This window comes from Sphaerisporangium rhizosphaerae, from assembly GCF_042665155.1.
GTDB lineage: Bacteria > Actinomycetota > Actinomycetes > Streptosporangiales > Streptosporangiaceae > Sphaerisporangium > Sphaerisporangium rhizosphaerae.
In genome coordinates this window covers 21,509-38,606 of record NZ_JBHTCG010000048.1, presented here as the reverse complement: position 1 = coordinate 38,606, position 17,098 = coordinate 21,509, and the positions used below count along the sequence as shown (strand labels likewise).

16 protein-coding genes are annotated in these 17,098 nt (G+C 73.2%); 9 read left to right on the top strand and 7 right to left on the bottom strand.

Features of this window, described 5'->3' with window-relative positions:
• Positions 1 to 4 precede the first annotated feature (4 nt).
• The 3 genes from ACFQSB_RS37650 (at position 5) to ACFQSB_RS37640 (ending at position 2,167) form a co-directional block, all read left to right on the top strand.
• On the top strand, positions 5 to 358 hold the full coding sequence (locus ACFQSB_RS37650) for a YciI family protein (protein WP_380831947.1): 354 nt from the start codon (positions 5 to 7) through the stop codon (positions 356 to 358).
• Between the two features lie 155 nt (positions 359 to 513).
• Entirely contained in the window at positions 514 to 1,020 is a 507-nt protein-coding gene (locus tag ACFQSB_RS37645; RefSeq protein ID WP_354848846.1) for an SRPBCC family protein, read from the top strand.
• Between the two features lie 97 nt (positions 1,021 to 1,117).
• Positions 1,118 to 2,167 (top strand): neutral zinc metallopeptidase, encoded by a 1,050-nt coding sequence (locus ACFQSB_RS37640; RefSeq protein ID WP_380831928.1) that lies wholly within the window; start codon positions 1,118 to 1,120, stop codon positions 2,165 to 2,167.
• A gap of 114 nt (positions 2,168 to 2,281) precedes the next feature.
• On the opposite strand, the gene ACFQSB_RS37635 is transcribed toward ACFQSB_RS37640, so the two are convergent.
• The 7 genes from ACFQSB_RS37635 to ACFQSB_RS37605 form a co-directional block, all read right to left on the bottom strand.
• On the bottom strand, positions 2,282 to 3,934 hold the full coding sequence (locus ACFQSB_RS37635) for a bis-aminopropyl spermidine synthase family protein (RefSeq protein WP_380831926.1): 1,653 nt from the start codon (positions 3,932 to 3,934) through the stop codon (positions 2,282 to 2,284).
• A gap of 253 nt (positions 3,935 to 4,187) precedes the next feature.
• A complete protein-coding gene (locus tag ACFQSB_RS37630; protein ID WP_380831924.1) occupies positions 4,188 to 6,032 on the bottom strand; it encodes a S9 family peptidase in 1,845 nt (614 codons plus the stop codon).
• A gap of 67 nt (positions 6,033 to 6,099) precedes the next feature.
• Positions 6,100 to 7,572, bottom strand: a complete 1,473-nt coding sequence (locus ACFQSB_RS37625; protein WP_380831923.1) for an NAD(P)/FAD-dependent oxidoreductase — start codon at positions 7,570 to 7,572, stop codon at positions 6,100 to 6,102.
• A 217-nt stretch (positions 7,573 to 7,789) separates the two neighbouring features.
• Positions 7,790 to 8,068 carry a PqqD family protein gene (locus tag ACFQSB_RS37620; RefSeq protein WP_354848832.1) on the bottom strand — a complete coding sequence of 93 codons (279 nt, stop codon included), beginning with the start codon at positions 8,066 to 8,068 and terminating at the stop codon, positions 7,790 to 7,792.
• 12 nt (positions 8,069 to 8,080) lie between these two features.
• Positions 8,081 to 9,541 (bottom strand): StsB family radical SAM/SPASM domain sactipeptide maturase, encoded by a 1,461-nt coding sequence (stsB, locus tag ACFQSB_RS37615; protein ID WP_354921035.1) that lies wholly within the window; start codon positions 9,539 to 9,541, stop codon positions 8,081 to 8,083.
• A gap of 109 nt (positions 9,542 to 9,650) precedes the next feature.
• Positions 9,651 to 9,920: a StsA-related sactipeptide RiPP gene (locus ACFQSB_RS37610; protein WP_380831922.1), complete on the bottom strand. Its 270-nt coding sequence runs from the start codon at positions 9,918 to 9,920 to the stop codon at positions 9,651 to 9,653.
• A gap of 146 nt (positions 9,921 to 10,066) precedes the next feature.
• On the bottom strand, positions 10,067 to 10,318 hold the full coding sequence (locus ACFQSB_RS37605) for a LuxR C-terminal-related transcriptional regulator (protein ID WP_380831920.1): 252 nt from the start codon (positions 10,316 to 10,318) through the stop codon (positions 10,067 to 10,069).
• Positions 10,319 to 10,668: 350 nt separating this feature from the next.
• Here ACFQSB_RS37605 and ACFQSB_RS37600 point away from each other — a divergent pair, with 350 nt between their 5' ends.
• The 6 genes from ACFQSB_RS37600 (at position 10,669) to ACFQSB_RS37575 (ending at position 16,982) form a co-directional block, all read left to right on the top strand.
• Positions 10,669 to 10,941, top strand: coding sequence for a StsA-related sactipeptide RiPP (locus tag ACFQSB_RS37600; RefSeq protein WP_354848821.1), 273 nt, complete (start codon positions 10,669 to 10,671; stop codon positions 10,939 to 10,941).
• A 210-nt stretch (positions 10,942 to 11,151) separates the two neighbouring features.
• Positions 11,152 to 12,099: an ABC transporter ATP-binding protein gene (locus ACFQSB_RS37595; protein ID WP_354921029.1), complete on the top strand. Its 948-nt coding sequence runs from the start codon at positions 11,152 to 11,154 to the stop codon at positions 12,097 to 12,099.
• A 1-nt stretch (position 12,100) separates the two neighbouring features.
• The gene (locus ACFQSB_RS37590) at positions 12,101 to 12,913 is read left to right on the top strand and encodes an ABC transporter permease (protein WP_354848815.1); all 813 of its coding nucleotides are present in this window, start codon (positions 12,101 to 12,103) and stop codon (positions 12,911 to 12,913) included.
• Between the two features lie 71 nt (positions 12,914 to 12,984).
• Positions 12,985 to 14,166 (top strand): YcaO-like family protein, encoded by a 1,182-nt coding sequence (locus ACFQSB_RS37585; RefSeq protein ID WP_380831917.1) that lies wholly within the window; start codon positions 12,985 to 12,987, stop codon positions 14,164 to 14,166.
• On the top strand, positions 14,166 to 15,548 hold the full coding sequence (locus ACFQSB_RS37580; RefSeq protein ID WP_380831916.1) for a TfuA-like protein: 1,383 nt from the start codon (positions 14,166 to 14,168) through the stop codon (positions 15,546 to 15,548). The genes ACFQSB_RS37585 and ACFQSB_RS37580 overlap by 1 nt, the downstream gene beginning before the upstream one ends.
• Positions 15,549 to 15,674: 126 nt before the next feature.
• Entirely contained in the window at positions 15,675 to 16,982 is a 1,308-nt protein-coding gene (locus ACFQSB_RS37575; protein WP_380831914.1) for a cytochrome P450 family protein, read from the top strand.
• Positions 16,983 to 17,098 lie beyond the last annotated feature (116 nt).

The following is a 17,098-nucleotide window of genomic DNA, read 5'->3' as shown; positions in this document are numbered from 1 at the left end:
GTACATGCTGATGATCTACATGAACCCCGTCACCTGGGACGCGCTGCCGGAGCGTGAGCGCCGGGAGATCTTCGCCGGTCACGAACGCTTCGTCGCGATGGTCACCGAGTCGGGGGAGATGATCCGCACCGAGGCGCTGGCCGACCCCTCCACCGGCGCCGCCGTCCGGGTCCGCCAGGGCGCCGTCCACGCGACCGACGGGCCCTACGCCGTGGCCGAGGAGCACCTCTGCGGCTACTACCTCGTCGAATGCCCTGACAGGGAGCGCGCGGTCGAGCTCGCCGCCCTCATCCCGGACGCCCGTTACACCGGCGTCGAGGTGCGCCCCATGATGGACGGCGCGGCCCCCGATCTCTGATCCCGCCCCGAGCGCGCGGGGTCACCCCACTTGTACCCCTATGCACCGGCCGCACCGCAACGTCCGGCCCCCTTGCGCACGATAGTTGTTCGAGGGAACCTCATCGCGAGGTGGGCACCGGACCGATGGCCAGGACGGGTATGCGGAGGTCGGCAATGGAGGACTACGGCGTCACGGGCGCGCGGGTGGACCTGGAGGTCACCGTGGACGCCTCACCGGAGCATCTGTGGGACAGGATCACGGCGGTCCCGCGCATCGGGGACTTCAGTCCCGAGTGCGAGCACGGGGCCTGGGTGGACCCCGCGGACGCCGAGGTGCGCGAGGGCACCCGGTTCCAGGGCACCAACCGCCGCGAGGACCGCGTCTGGACGGTGACCTGCGTGGTGACCGAGGTGGAGGAGAACCACACGTTCGGGTGGCTCGTGCTCGACCCTGAGGGCGACCCCGAGCGTCCCTCGTCGCGCTGGCACTACGAGCTGGTGCCGGGCGACGAGCCCGGCCAGACGGTCGTGCGGCACAGCTTCGTCCACGGCCCCGGGTACAGCGGCCTGCGCGAGATGATCAAGAACAATCCCGGCATCGCCTCGCTGATCCTGGACGTGCGGCTCACCGAACTGCGCGAGCACATGATCGAGACCCTCGAGGCGATGGCCCGCGACTGAGCGAGCTCGTACGCTCGCCCCGGTGGACGGCGCTATCTCGTTATATCGGTAATGCTGACCGCCATTTCGTAATAAACGGCGCTTAAACTTCGCGATCATGCGCCGTCTCCTCCCGCTGCTGGTCGCGTGCGTCCTGCTGGCGGCCGACGCAGGGCAGGCGGTGCCGGCGTGCCCGCCCGTACCCGCTTCCGCCCGGCCGCCGGAGACCGTCCCCGCCGCCGCACCGATGCCCGCGCCCGCGCCTTCCCCCACCCCCGCTCCCGCGCCGGTGACGGGGACGGGGGCGGTGATCCTGGCCGGGCGGCCGGGGACGGAGTCCGGAACGGCGCCAGGGACGGAGGCCGGGACGGCGAGGGCGATCGCGGGGCCGGCCGCGGTGGTGACGGTGGCCGCCGCGCCCGCCCGGGTGCCTCTCGCGCGGGCCGAGAAGCGGGAGTCGGAGACGATCCTGCCCCCACGCGGCCGGATCGCCGCGGTGGGCAACCCGCTGTACGCCGTCGCCAAGGCGCGGGGCGGGTGCCGCGTCCCGGCGATCCGAGCGGGCCGGTGGCCGTCGGCCGAAAAGTACATGGAGGCGGTCGCCTCCTGCCTGGACCGGGTCTGGGCGCGGCAGTTCGCGCTGGCGAGGATCTACTACACGCTGCCCCCGCGCCGCTTCGTCCGGCACCGCGTCCGCGACCGCGACTGCGGGCTGATGCCCGCCAAGGGGGCCAAGGGCACCTACTGCGACCAGACCCGGACCTTCTACGTGATCGTCGAGCGGTACGACCTGCACCCGGCGGCCGCCGCGGACCTGGCCGAGGTGGTCGCCCACGAGTACGGCCACCACGTCCAGAACATGGCCTACATCTCCGACTACATGGGCGAGGCCTACGACGACGCCGGCTCGCTCGCCAAGCGGGACACGGTGAACAGGCGCCTTGAGCTGCAGGCCGAGTGCTTCGCGGGCGTCGGCATCGGGGCCCTGCGCCGGTCGATGCCCTCCTGGCCGCTGTTCCGCTCCATCTACCAGGGCACGATCTCCGACCGCGCGGTCCAGGACCACGGCGCCATGCCGACACAGCTGCGCTGGCTGCAAAAGGGCTACCGCTCCGCCCGCGCGGGCGCCTGCGACACCTGGTCACCGCCCAAGCGCGAGGTCACCTGACCGCCGCCGCGTCCACCCCATCGGCGCCCGGGCCGCGCGCACGGCCCGGGGCACGATCGGCCCGGCGCGTACGCGCCCCGGCGGGCACGAGGTGATCAGGCGGGCACGGGGGGATCAGACGGGGACGGGGGCGCCGAGTGAGGCGGCCACGGCCGGGCGCAGGTCGCGCAGGCGGTGGAGGGGCAGTTCGAGGGCGCTCACCTCGCCGGCCCACGGGGCGGCTTCGCCGATGACCGCTCTGGCCTGCCTCTTGGTCAGCTCGGGACGTGCGCGGATCAGCCCCTCGCGCCAGGTGTTGGCGAGCTTGCCGTGCGCGTTGTCCAGGATGGCGCGCAGCAGGCGTCCCGTCGCGTCCGCGGGCGGGTCCACCCGCACGGCGTCCAGGACGGCGCCGCCGGCGGTCAGCCGGTAGACCGGGGACAGCGGCTCCGCCAGCGCGTCGAGATCGCGCGGCGGCTCGGCCAGCCGGACCCGCACGTGGCCGGCGCGGGTGGCCAGCAGGAGGCGGGGGAGCGCGGCCTCCAGGCCGGCCGGCACGAAGACGGCGGCGCGGTCGTGAGCGGCGGCGTACGGCTTGGCCAGCCAGGTGGCCAGGCGGGCACGCGGCGTGCCGGGGAGCACGTCCTTCGGCCAGTCACCGACGAGCACACCCGGCTCGAAGCCGGGACCGGGATCGGCCGCTCCGGCGGCGGCCGGGCGGGACTCGACCGACTGGGGGCCCTGGGTGTAGATGCCGGTGCCGTAGCGGTCGACCCGGGCGGCGACGGCGGGCCGGGTCTTGGTGGTGGGGCGCAGGATGTACAGGTCGGCGGCCGAGCCGATGGCCTCCGCGCCGAAGTAGCGGTTGAAGTCGGGGTAGACGGCCTCGTAGCAGAGGTTCAGCTCGTGCAGGGAGTTCTGCACCTTCAGCGCCAGCATCGGGGTGCGCTCGCTCGCGCCGTAGGCGAGCAGCACGCGCCCCTCCTCCGGTTCGCGCAGCCCTTCGACCGCCCGGGCGACGAACAGCCCGACGCCCTCGGGAGTGTAGGGCGGGTCGGTGAGCGCGAGGTCGGCCTGGCCGCGGGCCGCCGGGGGCAGGCCGAGCCGCAGATCGGCCCAGAGGGTGCGGACGGTGAAGCCCAGGGCCTGCGCCTGCTCGTCGATGTAGGCCAGGATGCGCTCGTCGACGTCGGCGACCGTGACCTCCGTGCCGGGATGGATCATCTTGACCGCCAGCGAGGTCAGGTCGTGGTCGCCCACGCACAGCAGCCGCGCCCCCGGCAGCCAGAACCTCGCCCCGAGCAGCAGCGCCCTGCGCACGACCGTCTCCGGCGTCGCGGCCACGTGGTCCAGCACGTGCCGCCCCCGGGGAGCCGCCGCGACCAGCTTCTCCAGCCGCTCGACCACCTGCCCGTACCCGGGAAGCAGATGTCCCACCGGATCGGCCGGCCCGAGGCCCGCCGGTGAGGACCCGGCGCCGGGGTGGGGCACCACGGGCGTGGCCGCGGTGGGGCGAGGCACGACGGGCGTGGCCGCGGCGGGGTCGTCGTCGAGCAGGGCGCGCAGATCGCGGATCTGCCCGGGGGCCAGGCGGAACCGCTCGCCGGACCGTTCGGGCGACGCCACCCGCAGCAGCGCCTCGACGCCGCGCCGGGAGGTGGCGGTGGCCCGGACCAGGTCGGCGAGCGTCCACCACCCGCCCTCGCACAGCAGCGCCAGCGCCCTGCGATGGCGCCTGGCGTCCACCCCCGCGCCGGCGAGCAGCCCGGCCACGCCTTCTCGCTCCACGCCAGGACTCTACCGGCCTCCCGCCCGCCTCCGGGCATCGTGGACGAGCACTGTGGACCGGCACCGTGGACCGGCACCGTGGACCGGGGCCGCACGCCTGCGGGCCCACGCCGGCCGCCGGACGCCCTCCGGATCGGCCGCCCTCCGGATCGGCGGTCCGGGCGCCCGGAAGGAGAAGATGCGGTAGATCGGCCTGCCGGCTCGGCGTCCCGGTGGTCGGCCGGTCGTGGGTGTGTGGGCCCCGTGGGTCCGCCTATGCCAGATGGCGGGCCAGGAAGCGCTCCACGGCGGCGTAGTAGGTCTCGCGGTTCTCCGGCCTGCCCAGTCCGTGGCCCTCGCCCTGGAACAGCAGGTACTCGTGCGGCACGCCGTTGGCCCGCAGCGCGGCGACGATCTGCTCGGCCTCCTCGCGCGGCACGCGCACGTCGTTGGCCCCCTGCGCCACCAGTACGGGGATGGCGATGTCGCCCGCCCGCGACAGGGGGGAACGCTCCCAGAGCATCTCGCGCTCGGTCGCGGGATCGCCCACGTTGGCGTGCATGAAGGACATGAGCGGCCGCATGTAGGCGGCCCCTCCTGCCAGCAGGGTCAGCAGGTTCGACGGGCCGCACAGGTCGACCGCGCAGGCGAACGCCTCGGGGGTGAACGCGGCCCCGGCCAGCGCGGCGTACCCTCCGTAGGAGCAGCCCATGATCGCGATCCGGGAGGCGTCGATGGAGCCGCCGGCGGCCAGATGGCCGACCGCGTCGAGCAGGTCGGTGTGCATCGCCCCGCCCCACTGCTTGGCGCCCAGGTTCAGGAAGTCCTTACCGTACCCGGACGAGCCGCGGAAGTTCACCTGGACGCAGGCGTAGCCCCGGTCGGCCAGCCACTGCGCCTCCTCGTCGAACCCCCACGAGTTGCGCGCCCACGGCCCGCCGTGCACGTTCACCACGGCGGGCAGCCCCTGCCGCGCGGCGCCGGCCGGCCAGGTCACGTAGCCGTGAACCTCGACCCCGTCGCGTGCGGCGAACACGAACGGCTCCATGGCGGACAGCCGGTGGCGCGCCAGGCCCGGCTGGTGGTCGGACAGGAAGCGCAGGCGGCCGTCGGCCCGGTCGAACAGGTAGAACCCGACCGGCCGGTCGGCGGACACCACGGTGACCGTCCAGCGCCGGTCGGCGCGGTCGGAGCGGTCGACGGAGATCTCGCCGTCGACGCCGAGCAGCGCGAGCTCGCCGCGGATCCGGTCGATCGCCTTGGCGTAGTCCTCGTCGAGGAACACCCGTTCCTCGCGGTCCTTGCCCAGCACCACCGCCTGCGGCACGCGCGTCGCCGGGTCCATCTCGACCCGCCTGACGTCGTACACCGGATCGCCGGCGAGTACGGTTCGCCGCCCGGTCGCGGCGTCCACCGCGAACAGGCGTGAGGCGTTGGCCCCGACCGACGACAGCAGGTAGAAGGTCCGCCCGTCGCGGGAGTACCCGGCGATGTGGGTGCCCATGGCGTCCTCGCGCGGCACGTCGAGCCAGGGCGCCGCCTCGCCCCCGCCGGGACCGGCCAGGTGGATGGTGGAGCTTCCGTCGGGGTTCATCGCGGTGCCGCCGCGGATCCGCAGGCCGGTGTCGATCTCCCAGGTCAGGTAGCCCGGGTTCGTCGCGATCTTGGTGAGCCCGCCGGTGGCCAGGTCCAGCCGATAGACGTCGTGCAGGTCGCGCCGATCCTTGTTCAGCCCGACCAGCATCGTGCCCGGGTGCCACCGGTTGTGCGCCAGGACGCGGGCCTGGACGCCGTCGAACGGCGTGACGCAACGCTCCTCGCCGGTGCCGAGGTCGACCAGGTACAGCCGCCAGCTCTCGTCGCCGTCCTGGTCGCGTAGGTAGAACAGGGTGCGGTCGTCGTGGCAGAAGCCGCAGGCCCGGATGCCCCGCCCCCGGTCGCGGGTCACGGGCTTCGCCTGGTCCGGGGCGTCCGCCGGGCCGACCCACACGTTCATCACGCCTTCGTCGGGCGCGAGATGGCGCAGGAGGGTCCCGTCGGGGGAGATCACGGGCGCCACGTACACCGGATTGCCGAACAGCAGGTCACGGGGGATGCCCGCGGCGGTCTCGGGGCTCATGTGGTCCTCTCCCATCACACGGTTCACAGGTTCACACGGTTCGCACCGTTTGTTCACACGGCACGGTTCACACGATGCTCACGTGGTCGCCGGCCGACGGCACGTCCTGGCCGCGGCCGGAGGCCGGCGGGCGCCCAGGCCGTGCGGGCGCGGCTCCGGACCGCCGCAATCCGGCCAGCCCGGGGTACTGCGCGATCGCCTGCTCGGCGGTGAGCGGGGTCTGCGGCCTGCCCATCGCCGGGCGGGACGGCGGAGAGGGGTCCGCGTCCGCCTCGATCAGGGTGTGGGCGCGGAAGAACGCGGCGGCGAGCTCGGGGCTGTCCAGCGCCGCCCGCGCCATGAGGGCGCCGACCTGGCGCTCGAACGCCGTCGCTTCTCGGCCGGGGCCGGTGTGCCGGGCGTCCTGTCCGGCCGCCATCCGCCATGACCGGTCCGCCTCCGCCGCCACGGCGGCCTGTGCCTCCCGGCAGACCGACGGCCCGATTCCGCGCCGGGCCAGCTCCGCGTCCAGCCGGAGGGCGCTGAGCGCGGCGACCGACATCCCGTGCGAGTGGATCGGGTTGACCGCGGTGACCGCGTCGCCGATCGCGAGGAAGCCGTCGGGCAGGGCCGCGCGCTCGTAGAACCGCCGCCGGTTGGCCGTGTCGCGGTAGGGCCGGACGGGGCCGGCGGGCTCGGCCACCGCCATGAGTTCGGCCACGATCGGGCTGCGCAGCGAGCGCGCGAAATCGGCGAACTCCCGCTCGCCGGTCGGCGGCTCGCCGCCCCGGGTGCCGGTCAGGGTCACGATCCACCGGCCGCCCTCGATGGGGTAGAGCGTCGCCCCCTGGTCCGGCCGTCCCGGGGTCGGGCGGGGGTGCAGGACGATCGCCGGCATCGCGGCGGTGCGGGCGGCGGGGTCGGCGGGAGCGGCGGGGTCGGCCGGGGCGTGGTAGAGCCGCGTCGAGTAGGCCAGGCCCGAGGCCACCGTCTCCTCCTCGACCGGCGGCGCGCCGAGCTCGGCCAGCCACCGCGGGGCGCTGGACCTGCGCCCGGTCGCGTCGACCACCAGGTCCGCCCTGATCGTCTCGGCCGCGGCGCCCTCGCGCCGGACGCGCACCCCGGTGACCCGGGTGGCGTCGCCGGTCAGCCCGAGCGCCTGCGTGCCCGCAAGGACGCGGATGGCGCCTCCGGCCAGCGCCCGCCGCCGCACCACGTGGTCCAGCAGCGCCCGGCTGCACGAGATGAGGTAGGACTCGGTGTGGTGGCGCCGGTACCACCCCTCGGCGGTGAGGATCAGCGCCTCGCCGGGCAGGCTCCGGCGGTGCGCGCCCCGGGCGTACAGCTCCTCCAGCGTCCCGGGGAGCAGCGCCCGCAATGCCCGCGCGCCGCCGGTGACCAGCACGTGGGTGTGGTGGGCCTGCGGCAGTCCGCGCCGGGGGCCGGGGCCGCTGGGGTAGTGGTCGCTCTCGACCAGGATGACCTCGCCGGCGTGCCGGGCGAGCACGGCGGCGGTCAGCACTCCCGCGAAGCCCCCGCCGAGGACCACCGCGGTGGTCATGGAACGGGAGTCGGCGCGGCGGACCGGACGTGATCCCCGACGTGATCCCCGACGTGGTCCGCGACAGGGTCCATGACGTGGTCCGCGACAGGGTCCTCGGCGTAGTCCGCGACGTGGTCCGCGACAGGGACCGCGACGTGGTCCCCGACGGGGGAGCGGACGGGGGACCGGGCGGCGATCCAGGCCGGGGTGCCGCGCGCCGCCGCGGCCGGGCGGCTCACGACAGGCGCTCTTCGATCAGGCCGTTCTCGATCATGGAGCCGATGAACTCGTGCACGTCCACCAGGATGCGCCTCAGCATCCCGGTGTTGCCGCCGGCGAACTCGCCCGACAGCTTGGAGACCACCGGCTCGCGCTCGCCGTCGCTCGCGACGAGCATCCAGATGCGGGAGCCCGTCTCGTTCAGGGTACGGAAGTCCCCGGTCTCGGTGTGGTACAGCGAGACGCCGTCCGCGGTCTCCTGCCACACCACCGCTTCACTGATCTGGAGTGTCACACTCCACCTCCTCTACACCGGTGTGATGGAAAGCAGCTCGCCCACCTTGACGGCCCCGGGCGAGACGGGCACGTAGCCCTTCCAGTCGTCGAAGACCGGGTGGACGTCGTCGCCGGCGACCAGGCGTGGCGTGGTCATCTCCAGGTCGTTCGCGGCCAGTTCGGCGCGGCCGACCCCGGCCTCCTGCCAGAGCTGGGTGACCACGCCGTGCCGCAGGATCCGGCACAGGTGGCGGCTGTTGCGCCGCAGGTCGCCCGACTCCGACATGTGGGCGGCGCGGCAGCCTCCGCCGCAGGAGGCCTTGATGTAGCACTTCGCGCAGTCGGAGTGGTAGTCGCCGCCGAACACCGTGCTCCTGCGCATCCCCCCGAGGACGGGACTGGCGAAGATCTCCGAGAGCGGCCGCTGCCGGACGTTTCCGGCGAACTCCGCACGCCCGGTGATGAGCTTGCACGGGTAGACGTCGCCGAGGGAGTTGATGTAGATCTCGTTGCCGCCCATGCCGCAGTTGCCCTTGACCGAGCACGGGGTCACGATGCGCGGCCCGTCCGGCTTGAGCTTGCCGGCGACCGGCGAGGTCCAGGCGATCTGCTGGATCCTCAGGTGGTCCTCCCAGCCGAAGTCGTAGTCGTCGCCGGTCCCGCGGCCGAGTTTGTTGTGGTACATCAGCCGGATGCTGTGCACCTCCAGGCCGTCCATGAACGTCGCGAACTGCTCCAGCTCCTCGACGTTGTCGGAGGTGACGATGTGGTTGATCCTCGGCACCACGCCGGCGTCGTTGAGCAGCCGCAGGGCGCGGTGGGTCCGGTCGAAGGAGCCGGCGCCCCGGGTGCGGTCGTGGGACTCGGCGGTGCCGCCGTCGACGCTCACCGTGACGGCGTCGAAGAGCTCGGCGAACCGCCGCGCCAGGGCGGGCGTCCTGATCATCGTGGCGTTGCTGATGATGTTGCACTTCAGGCCGAGCGACTTGGCGTGCTCCACGATTTGGAACAGGTCCTTGCGGAGCATCGGCTCGCCGCCGGTGAAGATCAGCACCTCGGCCCCGAAGTCGGCGATCTGGGAGACCAGGTCGAGGGACTCGGCGGTGTCGAGCTCGCCCGGCAGGCACTTCTCGGAGGAGGCGTAGCAGTAGGGGCACCGCAGGTTGCACCCGTCGGTGATGGCGTAGTAGGCCGTGCGGAGCGGCGCCTCCCTGATCCTGATCTCCGGGCGGTTGCCGTTGTAGTACACGACCCAGTTCAAGATGAGCTTGGCGAGGGTCCGCTCGGTCTCGGCGGAGTCCTCCAGCGGCGCCGGCTCCCCGTCCGCCCCGGGACGCGCCAGGGCCCGCAGGACGGCGAACTCGCGGGCGGAAAGGACGCACCGGCCGCCCGCCTGCGGGTTGACGACCAGGTGGTCCGCGCCGTTCACGAAGTAGGTGAGGTCGTGCGGCACGTCGAACAACGCGCGGTTTCCCGCCAGCTTCCCGGGCATCCGGGCTCCCTTCACGTCCGCGACCGCGGGTGCGGCCCCGATCCTTCCTCCGGCGCGGTGCGGCCACCGGAGGCGGGACCGCCGGAGCCGCACCGCCGAGTCGTCCGGGCTAGTTCTGTCCCGATCCCGACCAGAGCCCGCAGGCGCAGAGCATCGCGGCCTCGAAGCCGTGCTGCGACGCCTCCGGCCTGGCCCACTCCCCGCCTTCCAAGGAGTGGGCCAGGACCTCGGGCAGGATCGCGGGAATCCGGTTCTTGAGCGAGATCAGCAGCTCGGTCTCCTCCTGGCTCAAGGAGGCGAAGGCCCCCTGGAGGTCCTCGGGCACCGGGCCGCCCAGGATTCCGGCCTCGCGCAGCGCTTCCCTCGGGTCGAAGGCCATGCCTCCACCTCTCTATTGGGAGGAAATTGGGTGTGGCTCGAGTATGTCCGCGAATGAGACGGGCGATACAACCCCACGATCGTGGGCATATCGCTGCGGCTCGCGGGCGCGCTTATAAAAGGCCGGACGGCGCGGTGTATTCACGTTCACGAGCCCCCGGAAATCGTTTCCAGACGGCCGGTCTCGACGGCGCGCGGCGGCCAGATCCCGACCCGCAGAAGCTCGTGAACATAGGAATACGCCACGAGCTGGCTTCGGTTGCTGCAGGCGAACCGGTCGAGCAGCTTGCTGATCCGCTCGGCCACGGTGTACCTGCTCAGGCGCATCTCGCGCGCGATTCTCGTCGTCGTGTACCCACTGGCCAGCAGGACGACCAGCAATCTGTCGCGATCGTCCATCAGGCCATCGGAAACATGTTTCATAAGAAGTCCCGGATCGAATCGCCTTGACCGCGAGGCGCCCTGCTGGGGCCTCTGGCCTTGACGCTAGAAGGGCACGGTTAATCATCGGTATGGCGTAACCATGCGGCCGGTTGATTCCCCAGGTCCGGGGCCGCGCCGGGCGCCGTCCGACCGGCCCGCGGAGAGCGTCCCGGGCCGCTTCTATGGAGAGGTGGCGCGGAACCGTTTCCCTTTTCCCTTACCGTCGAACGGGGAATACGCCCACGTTCGTGGGGTTGTGCCGGCCGCGGGGCGCGAGGCCATACTTCACCTGCAGTCCAATTCGCACCCGATGGAAAGGGGGAGGCATGGCCTTCGACCCGCAGCGAAGTCTGCGAGAAGCCGGAATCCTGGGCGATTCACCGGCGCCGGGACTTGAGGCGGCATTAGCCACCTTGACCGAAGAAGAAGCCAATCTGCTCATTTCACTCAAGAACCGGGTTCCCGGGCTCGTGCCCGAGGTGCTGGCCCACTCCCTGGACGGCGGATGGAACAGGCCGGAGGCGGCGCAGCACGGCTTCGAGGCCGCGATGCTGTGCGCCTGCGGGCTCTGGTCCGGATCGGGTAACGCCGAGAACTAGCCGGCGGATGCGGCCCCACGCCCCGATCCGGCGGCCCGGCCGCCGGATCGGGGCCGGGGCCGCGCCCGTGGCGGCGCCTTCGGCGGCGCCCATGGCCGAGCCCATGGCCGGGCCCATATCGGAGGCCGCCAAGGGACCGACGCCCGGCTGCCGGGCGATGAACGCGTCTGCCGCGCCGGAACGGCCGCGGCGAAGGGCGGAGTGATGGCTATGGCTGTGTCGAGCGACGTGGTGACGGCCGAGAACCTGACCAAGCGCTATCCACGGCGCGACAGGCCGGCCGTGGACGGCGTCTCCTTCGAGATCGCCCGGGGCGAGACCATCGGGCTGCTGGGCCCCAACGGCGCCGGGAAGACGACCCTGATCAAGATGATCTGCGGGGTCACCACCCCCACCTCCGGCCGGCTCCGGGTGTTCGACGCCGACCCGGCACGGCAACCGGTCGCCGCCAAGACCAACATCGGGGCGATGCACCAGTCCGGCCCGTTCGACATGATGCTCCCCGCGATCGACAACCTGCGGATCGCGGCGCGGTTCCGCGGCCTGAGCTGGCGCGAGGTCCGGCCGTGGACGATGGAGGTGGCCGAGTTCCTCGGGCTGAAGGACGTCCTGTCCCAGCTGTGCTTCCAGCTGTCGGGCGGCCAGCGGCAGCGGCTGCAGCTCGTCCGGGCGCTGATCACCATCCCCCGGCTGCTGATCCTCGACGAGCCCTCCGCCGGGCTCGACGTCGCCGGACGCCACCAGGTCGAGCGGTTCGTGACCTGGCTGCGCGAGGAGCACGGGGCGACCGTGCTGTGGACCAGCCATCACATCGACGAGCTGGAGCGCAACAGCCAGCGCGTCATGGTCGTCGACCACGGGCGCGTGCTGCGCTTCGCCAAGCCGCGCGAGCTCGTCGAGGAGTTCGGCAGCACCCACATGCTGGTGACCGTCGAGGACCCCGAGGCCGGCCGGGCCGTCGCCGCCTGGGCGGAGGCGGCCGGGTTCGCGGCCACGGCCGAGGACGCGGCGGTGCGCGTCCACGGCGCCCGCGTACAGGACGTGCTTCCGGCGCTGTCGCGGCACTGCCAGGACGCCGGCGTCGCCATCTCGGGCGTCTCCACCGCCATGGACTCGCTGGAGAAGGTCTTCCTGCGGATGACCGAGAACGAGGGGTGACATGAGCGCCGAGCTGACCTTCCACAATGTCCCCCCGGCCCCGACCGCCAAGGCGGCCGACCTGTTCGCGGTGCTCTACCGCGAGTACGCGCTGCTGGCCCGCAACCGGGTGAACCTGGTCCTCAGCCTGTCACCGATGCTGGTGTACCTGCTGCTGGTCAACACCTCGCTGAGCAACCTCGTCGGGGTCATCGACTACAAGGGCGTCCCCCTGCGGTTCGCGATCTTCCTGCTCCCCATGGTGCTGGCGATGTCGGTCGTCAGCGCCGCGGGCACCTCGGGCATGGCGCTGTTCCAGGAGGAGCTGAGCGGGGTCGCGACGCAGCTGTGGTCCTACCCGATGCGCCGCTCGCGGTTCCTGCTCGGCAAGCTGCTCGCCGGGGTGTCGCTGGTGCTGGGGCAGAGCCTGGTCGCCCTGGGCGTCGCCGTGCTCATTTTCGACTTCCCCTTCCGCGCCGAGGGCTGGGCCGGCCTGCTGGCCGCCCTCACGCTGGCCTCCATCGCGATCAACGGGCTGTACCTGGCGGCGGCGATCACGATCAGGGACTTCCAGACCTTCATGGTGGGCACGAACGTGTCGCTCCTCGTGCTGGTCTTCAGCGCGCCCTCCCTCTACACCGTCGACAGCATGCCGACCGTGCTGCAGTGGGTGTCGGTGGTCAACCCGCTGACGTACGCGATCAACGGGATGCGCGACGCGGCGGTGTTCGGCTTCGCCGCCGCGTGGCAGAACCTGCTCGTGCTGGCCGTCATCGCCGCCGTGAGCTACGCCGTCGCCGGGCGCGCCCTGCTCGCCCGGGCGGGCAACATCTGACCGGGCGAGCCCGCGGCGGACCTGCCGTCGCCGCGGGCTTGCGGGCCGCCACCGTGGACAGGGGCAACAGCATGCGGACCGGCACAGCCTCCCTCTCGTGGATCTTCTCGCAGTCCGACCGGGCCAAGGTCAGGCTGCCGGGCACCGACAGGGCACACGACCCCGCGGCCACCATGGCGATGGCCGCCCGCGCGGCGCGCCAGGTAGGCGTCACCAGGGTCGCCGACATCACCCGTCTCGACACCATCGGCATCCCGACCTTCCAGGCCGTCCGCCCGGCCGCCGCGACGCTCGCGGTGTCCCAGGGCAAGGGCATCACCCCCGAGCTGGCCCGCCTGTCGGCGATCATGGAGTCGGTCGAGCTCTGGCACGCCGAGCGGCCCCTCGCGCCGGCCGTGACGGCGGCCCCCCGCGACGTCGGCGAACGGCTGGGCTACGACGTCCGCGACCTGCCGCGCTGCGAGCCGAGCGTCCTGCACGACGGCCTGCCGGTCGACTGGGTGACCGCCCGATCCCTGGTCGACGGCTCGGAGACGCTCGTCCCCCTGGCCACGGTGGCGCTCTCGCTCGAGCGCAGGACGGGATGGAACCCGCCGGCGTTCTTCGCCTCCTCCAACGGGCTGGCCAGCGGGAACACCCTCGTCGAGGCCATCTTGCACGCGCTGTACGAAGTGGTCGAGAGGGACGCCATGACCGCGGCGCTCACCGGCGGCGGCGACATGGGCGTCCGCGCCGACCCGCGGTCGCTCGGCTCGCCCGTGGTCGACGGGCTGTGCTCGATGATCGAGCGGGCCGGGGTCCGCCTGGAGGTGAGGTCGGTTCCCTCGCCCACCGGCCTTCCGTGCTTCCTCGCCCGGATCACCTGCGAGGACTACCCTCCGGCGTTCACCGGGTTCGGCTGCCACCTCAGCTCCGAGATCGCGCTCACCCGCGCGGTGACCGAGGCGGCGCAGACCAGGCTGGGGTACGTCTCGGGCGCGCGGGACGACCTGGACGCCGGCTTCAACGACTCCCCCGGCCCGAAGCCCGCCGCGCGGCCCGCCGCGGACCCCTCCACGGGCCCCGCCGCCGAGGCCATTCCGGCGCTCACGGCGCACGGAAGCCTCGTCGACGACCTGGAGGACGTGGTCAAGCGCGCCGCGATCGCCTTCTCCCACGCGCCCCTGGTGGTCGACCTGACCCACGAGGACATCGGGGTCCCGGTGGTCAAAGTGGTGGCGCCGGGAAGCCGCGTCCGACCGGAGGTGATGTAGTGAGCGCCAAGGTGGTCGTCTACGCCGGACCGACGATCTCTCCCGACGAGATCCGCGACGTCGTCCCCGGAGCGCGGGTGCGCCCCCCGGTGGCCCGGGGAGACCTGCTCGCCGAGGACTGGGCCCGCGGCGACACCGCCGTCATCATCGACGGCTACTACCGCGAGCGGCTGTCGGTGGGGCACAAGGAGATCCTCTGGCTGCTCGGCGAGGGCGTCGAGGTCATCGGCGCGGCCAGCATGGGCGCGCTGCGGGCGGCGGAACTCGGCCCGTACGGCATGCGCGGCGTCGGGACGGTCCACCGGATGTACGCCACCGGCGAGGTCGACGGCGACGACGAGGTCGCGGTGCTGCACGGTCCCGCGTCCCTGGGGTACCCGGCCGGCACGGTCGCGATGGTCAACATCCGCTACGGCTGCCGCGAAGGGGCCAGGACGGACCTGGTCCCGGCGGCGATCGGCGAGCGGATCGTACGGGCGGCCAAGGAGCGGCCCTTCGCGCACCGGACCTGGCGGGAGATGGGGGAGGCGCTCGGCCCGGACGCCGGCGACGCCCTGGCCGCGCTCGAGCGCATGATCGGCTCGGGGGAGTGGGACCTCAAACGCCGCGACGCCCTGTCCGCGCTAAGAGCCGCCGGCGCGCCTGAGGCCGCCCGGCCGGAGCCTGAGGCGCCTGGTGCCGCCGGCGACCGCCGTCCCGAGCCGGCCGTGCCCGGATCGCCCGGAGCACGGGTAGCGGAGGCCGTCCTGACCGGGATCACCCACAACGAGGTGCTGCGACGGCGCTCCCAGCGGGAGTACGCGCCGGGCCGCTGGATGTCCGACCTCGACCTGCTGACCGCCGGTCGGCTGTTCGACCCCGGCTACCCCGCGCTGCACGAGGAGGTCCTGTCCGGGCTGCTGCGCGACTTCGCCGACGAGAGCGGAGCCGCCCTCGAGGCGTACACGCGCGCCCGGCTCGGCGTCGCCGAAGGGGAGGACCTGCCGCCGAGCCTGGCCGCATGGCTCACCGACGCCGAGCCGGCCGCCCTCCCCGTCGCCGAGCTGCTGCGGCTGGTCATGGTGCGCGTGTGGCCGGTCTGGCAGTCGGCCGACTGGCGGCCCGCCGTCCTGTCGCACGTCCGGGACACCGGCCGCCTGCGGGAGTGGGCCGACACCGTGGCCCGCGCCGACGAGGCCACCGAGCGGTCCCGCGGCCGGCTGGTGGTGCCGCCGCCGGAGATCTCCGGCAGGATCTTCCTGCGCCACTGGCGGCGGGACGGATCATCGGCGCAGGTCGAGCTGGCCAGGCGGGGCTACAACAGCGCCGAGGAGCTCGGTCGGGCCACCCGGAGGTTCTTCGCGCTGGACGTCCAGAGCGGGCGACGTGCCACCGGCGCCTGACGGCGGCGCACCCCGGCCACCACGCCTCCCGGCCGGCGGCCCAGGGGAGCCACGTCCCCGGGAGCCACGTCCCCGGGAGTCGCGTTCGGCGGCCGGCGGCCCGCCGGGGCGGGTGAGGAGGCGGCGATGACCGCGACGACGCAGGAGCAGGCGTTCGACCCGGCCGCCCCGCGGCACGTCCCCGACCCGCACGCGCTGTTCCACCGCATGCGGGAACAGGCCCCGTTCCACCGCCAGGTGGGCCCGTCGAGCGGCCGCGTCTTCTGGTACCTGACCCGGTACGCGGACGTGCAGCGCGCGCTGCACGACCCCGGCGTCGGGCGCCAGCTCGACCGGCTCCCCGCCGAGCTCGCCGGGCTGCACCGCCGGTGGGACAACGACGCCCTGGCCATGGTTCGGCGCAACGTCTTCAACCTGGATCCGCCCGACCACACCCGGCTGCGCCGGCTGATGGCGCCGGGCTTCGGCGCCCGCCCCGTGGCCGCGCTCGTCCGGACCGTGCACCGGGTGGTCGGCGAGCTGGTGGACGCCATGGCCGGGATGGACGCCAAGGGCGCCACCGCCACGGGTGCCATGAACGCCATGGACGCCATGAACGCCACGAACGGCATGGGCGCCTCGGCCGCCGCAGGGGGCGAGGTCGACGTCGTCAGGGCGCTGGCGCTGCCGCTGCCGATCCTGGTCGTCGCCGACCTGCTGGGCTTCCCCGCGGAGGACCGGGCCCTGTTCCGCCGCTGGAGCGACGAGATGCTGGCCGGCCGGGACGGTGCCGAGACGCGCCGTTCAGGGATGAAGTTCGTCGCCCACATCACCGAGCGGATCCGCGAGCGGCGCTCCCGCGAGGGGGACGACCTGCTGTCGCACCTCCTGCGCGCGGAGGACGGCGGCCAGATCACCCGCCTGGAGCTGATCTCCAGCGTGTTCCAGCTGCTGTTCGCCGGGGACGAGACGACGGTCAACCTGATCGGCATCGGAGTGCTGGAACTGCTGCGCCACCCAGAGCAGCTCGCCCTGCTCCGCGCGCGGCCGGAGCTGATCGACTCCGCCGTCGAGGAGGTGCTGAGGTACAACGGCCCGGTCGGGCACTCCCGGCCGCTGTACGCGATGACCGACGTGGACTTCGGCGGGACGGTGATCGCGCGCGGGGACATCATCGTGCCGGTGCTGCTGGCCGCCAACCGCGACCCGGCGGTGTTCCCGCGTCCGGACGTCTTCGCCATCGACCGCAGCCCGAACCGGCACCTGGGCTTCGGCCACGGGATCCACTTCTGCCTCGGCGCCGCGCTGGCCCGGGTGCAGGCCCGCGCCGCCATCGGCACGCTGGTGCGGCGCTTCCCCCGCATGGCCCTGGCCGTCGACCCCGGCGAGCTGGAGTGGACGCGGGAGCTGTTCCTGCGCGGCGTGCGCCGCCTCCCGCTGCGCCTGCACGGCTGAGCCGGCCGAGGCGCCCGGCCCGGCGGCAACGCGCGAGCCGGCCCGGTACTGCGTGAGACGGCCGGTGCCGCGTGAGACGGCCAGTGGGCGGGGAAGCGCGACCGGTGGCCGGGGAA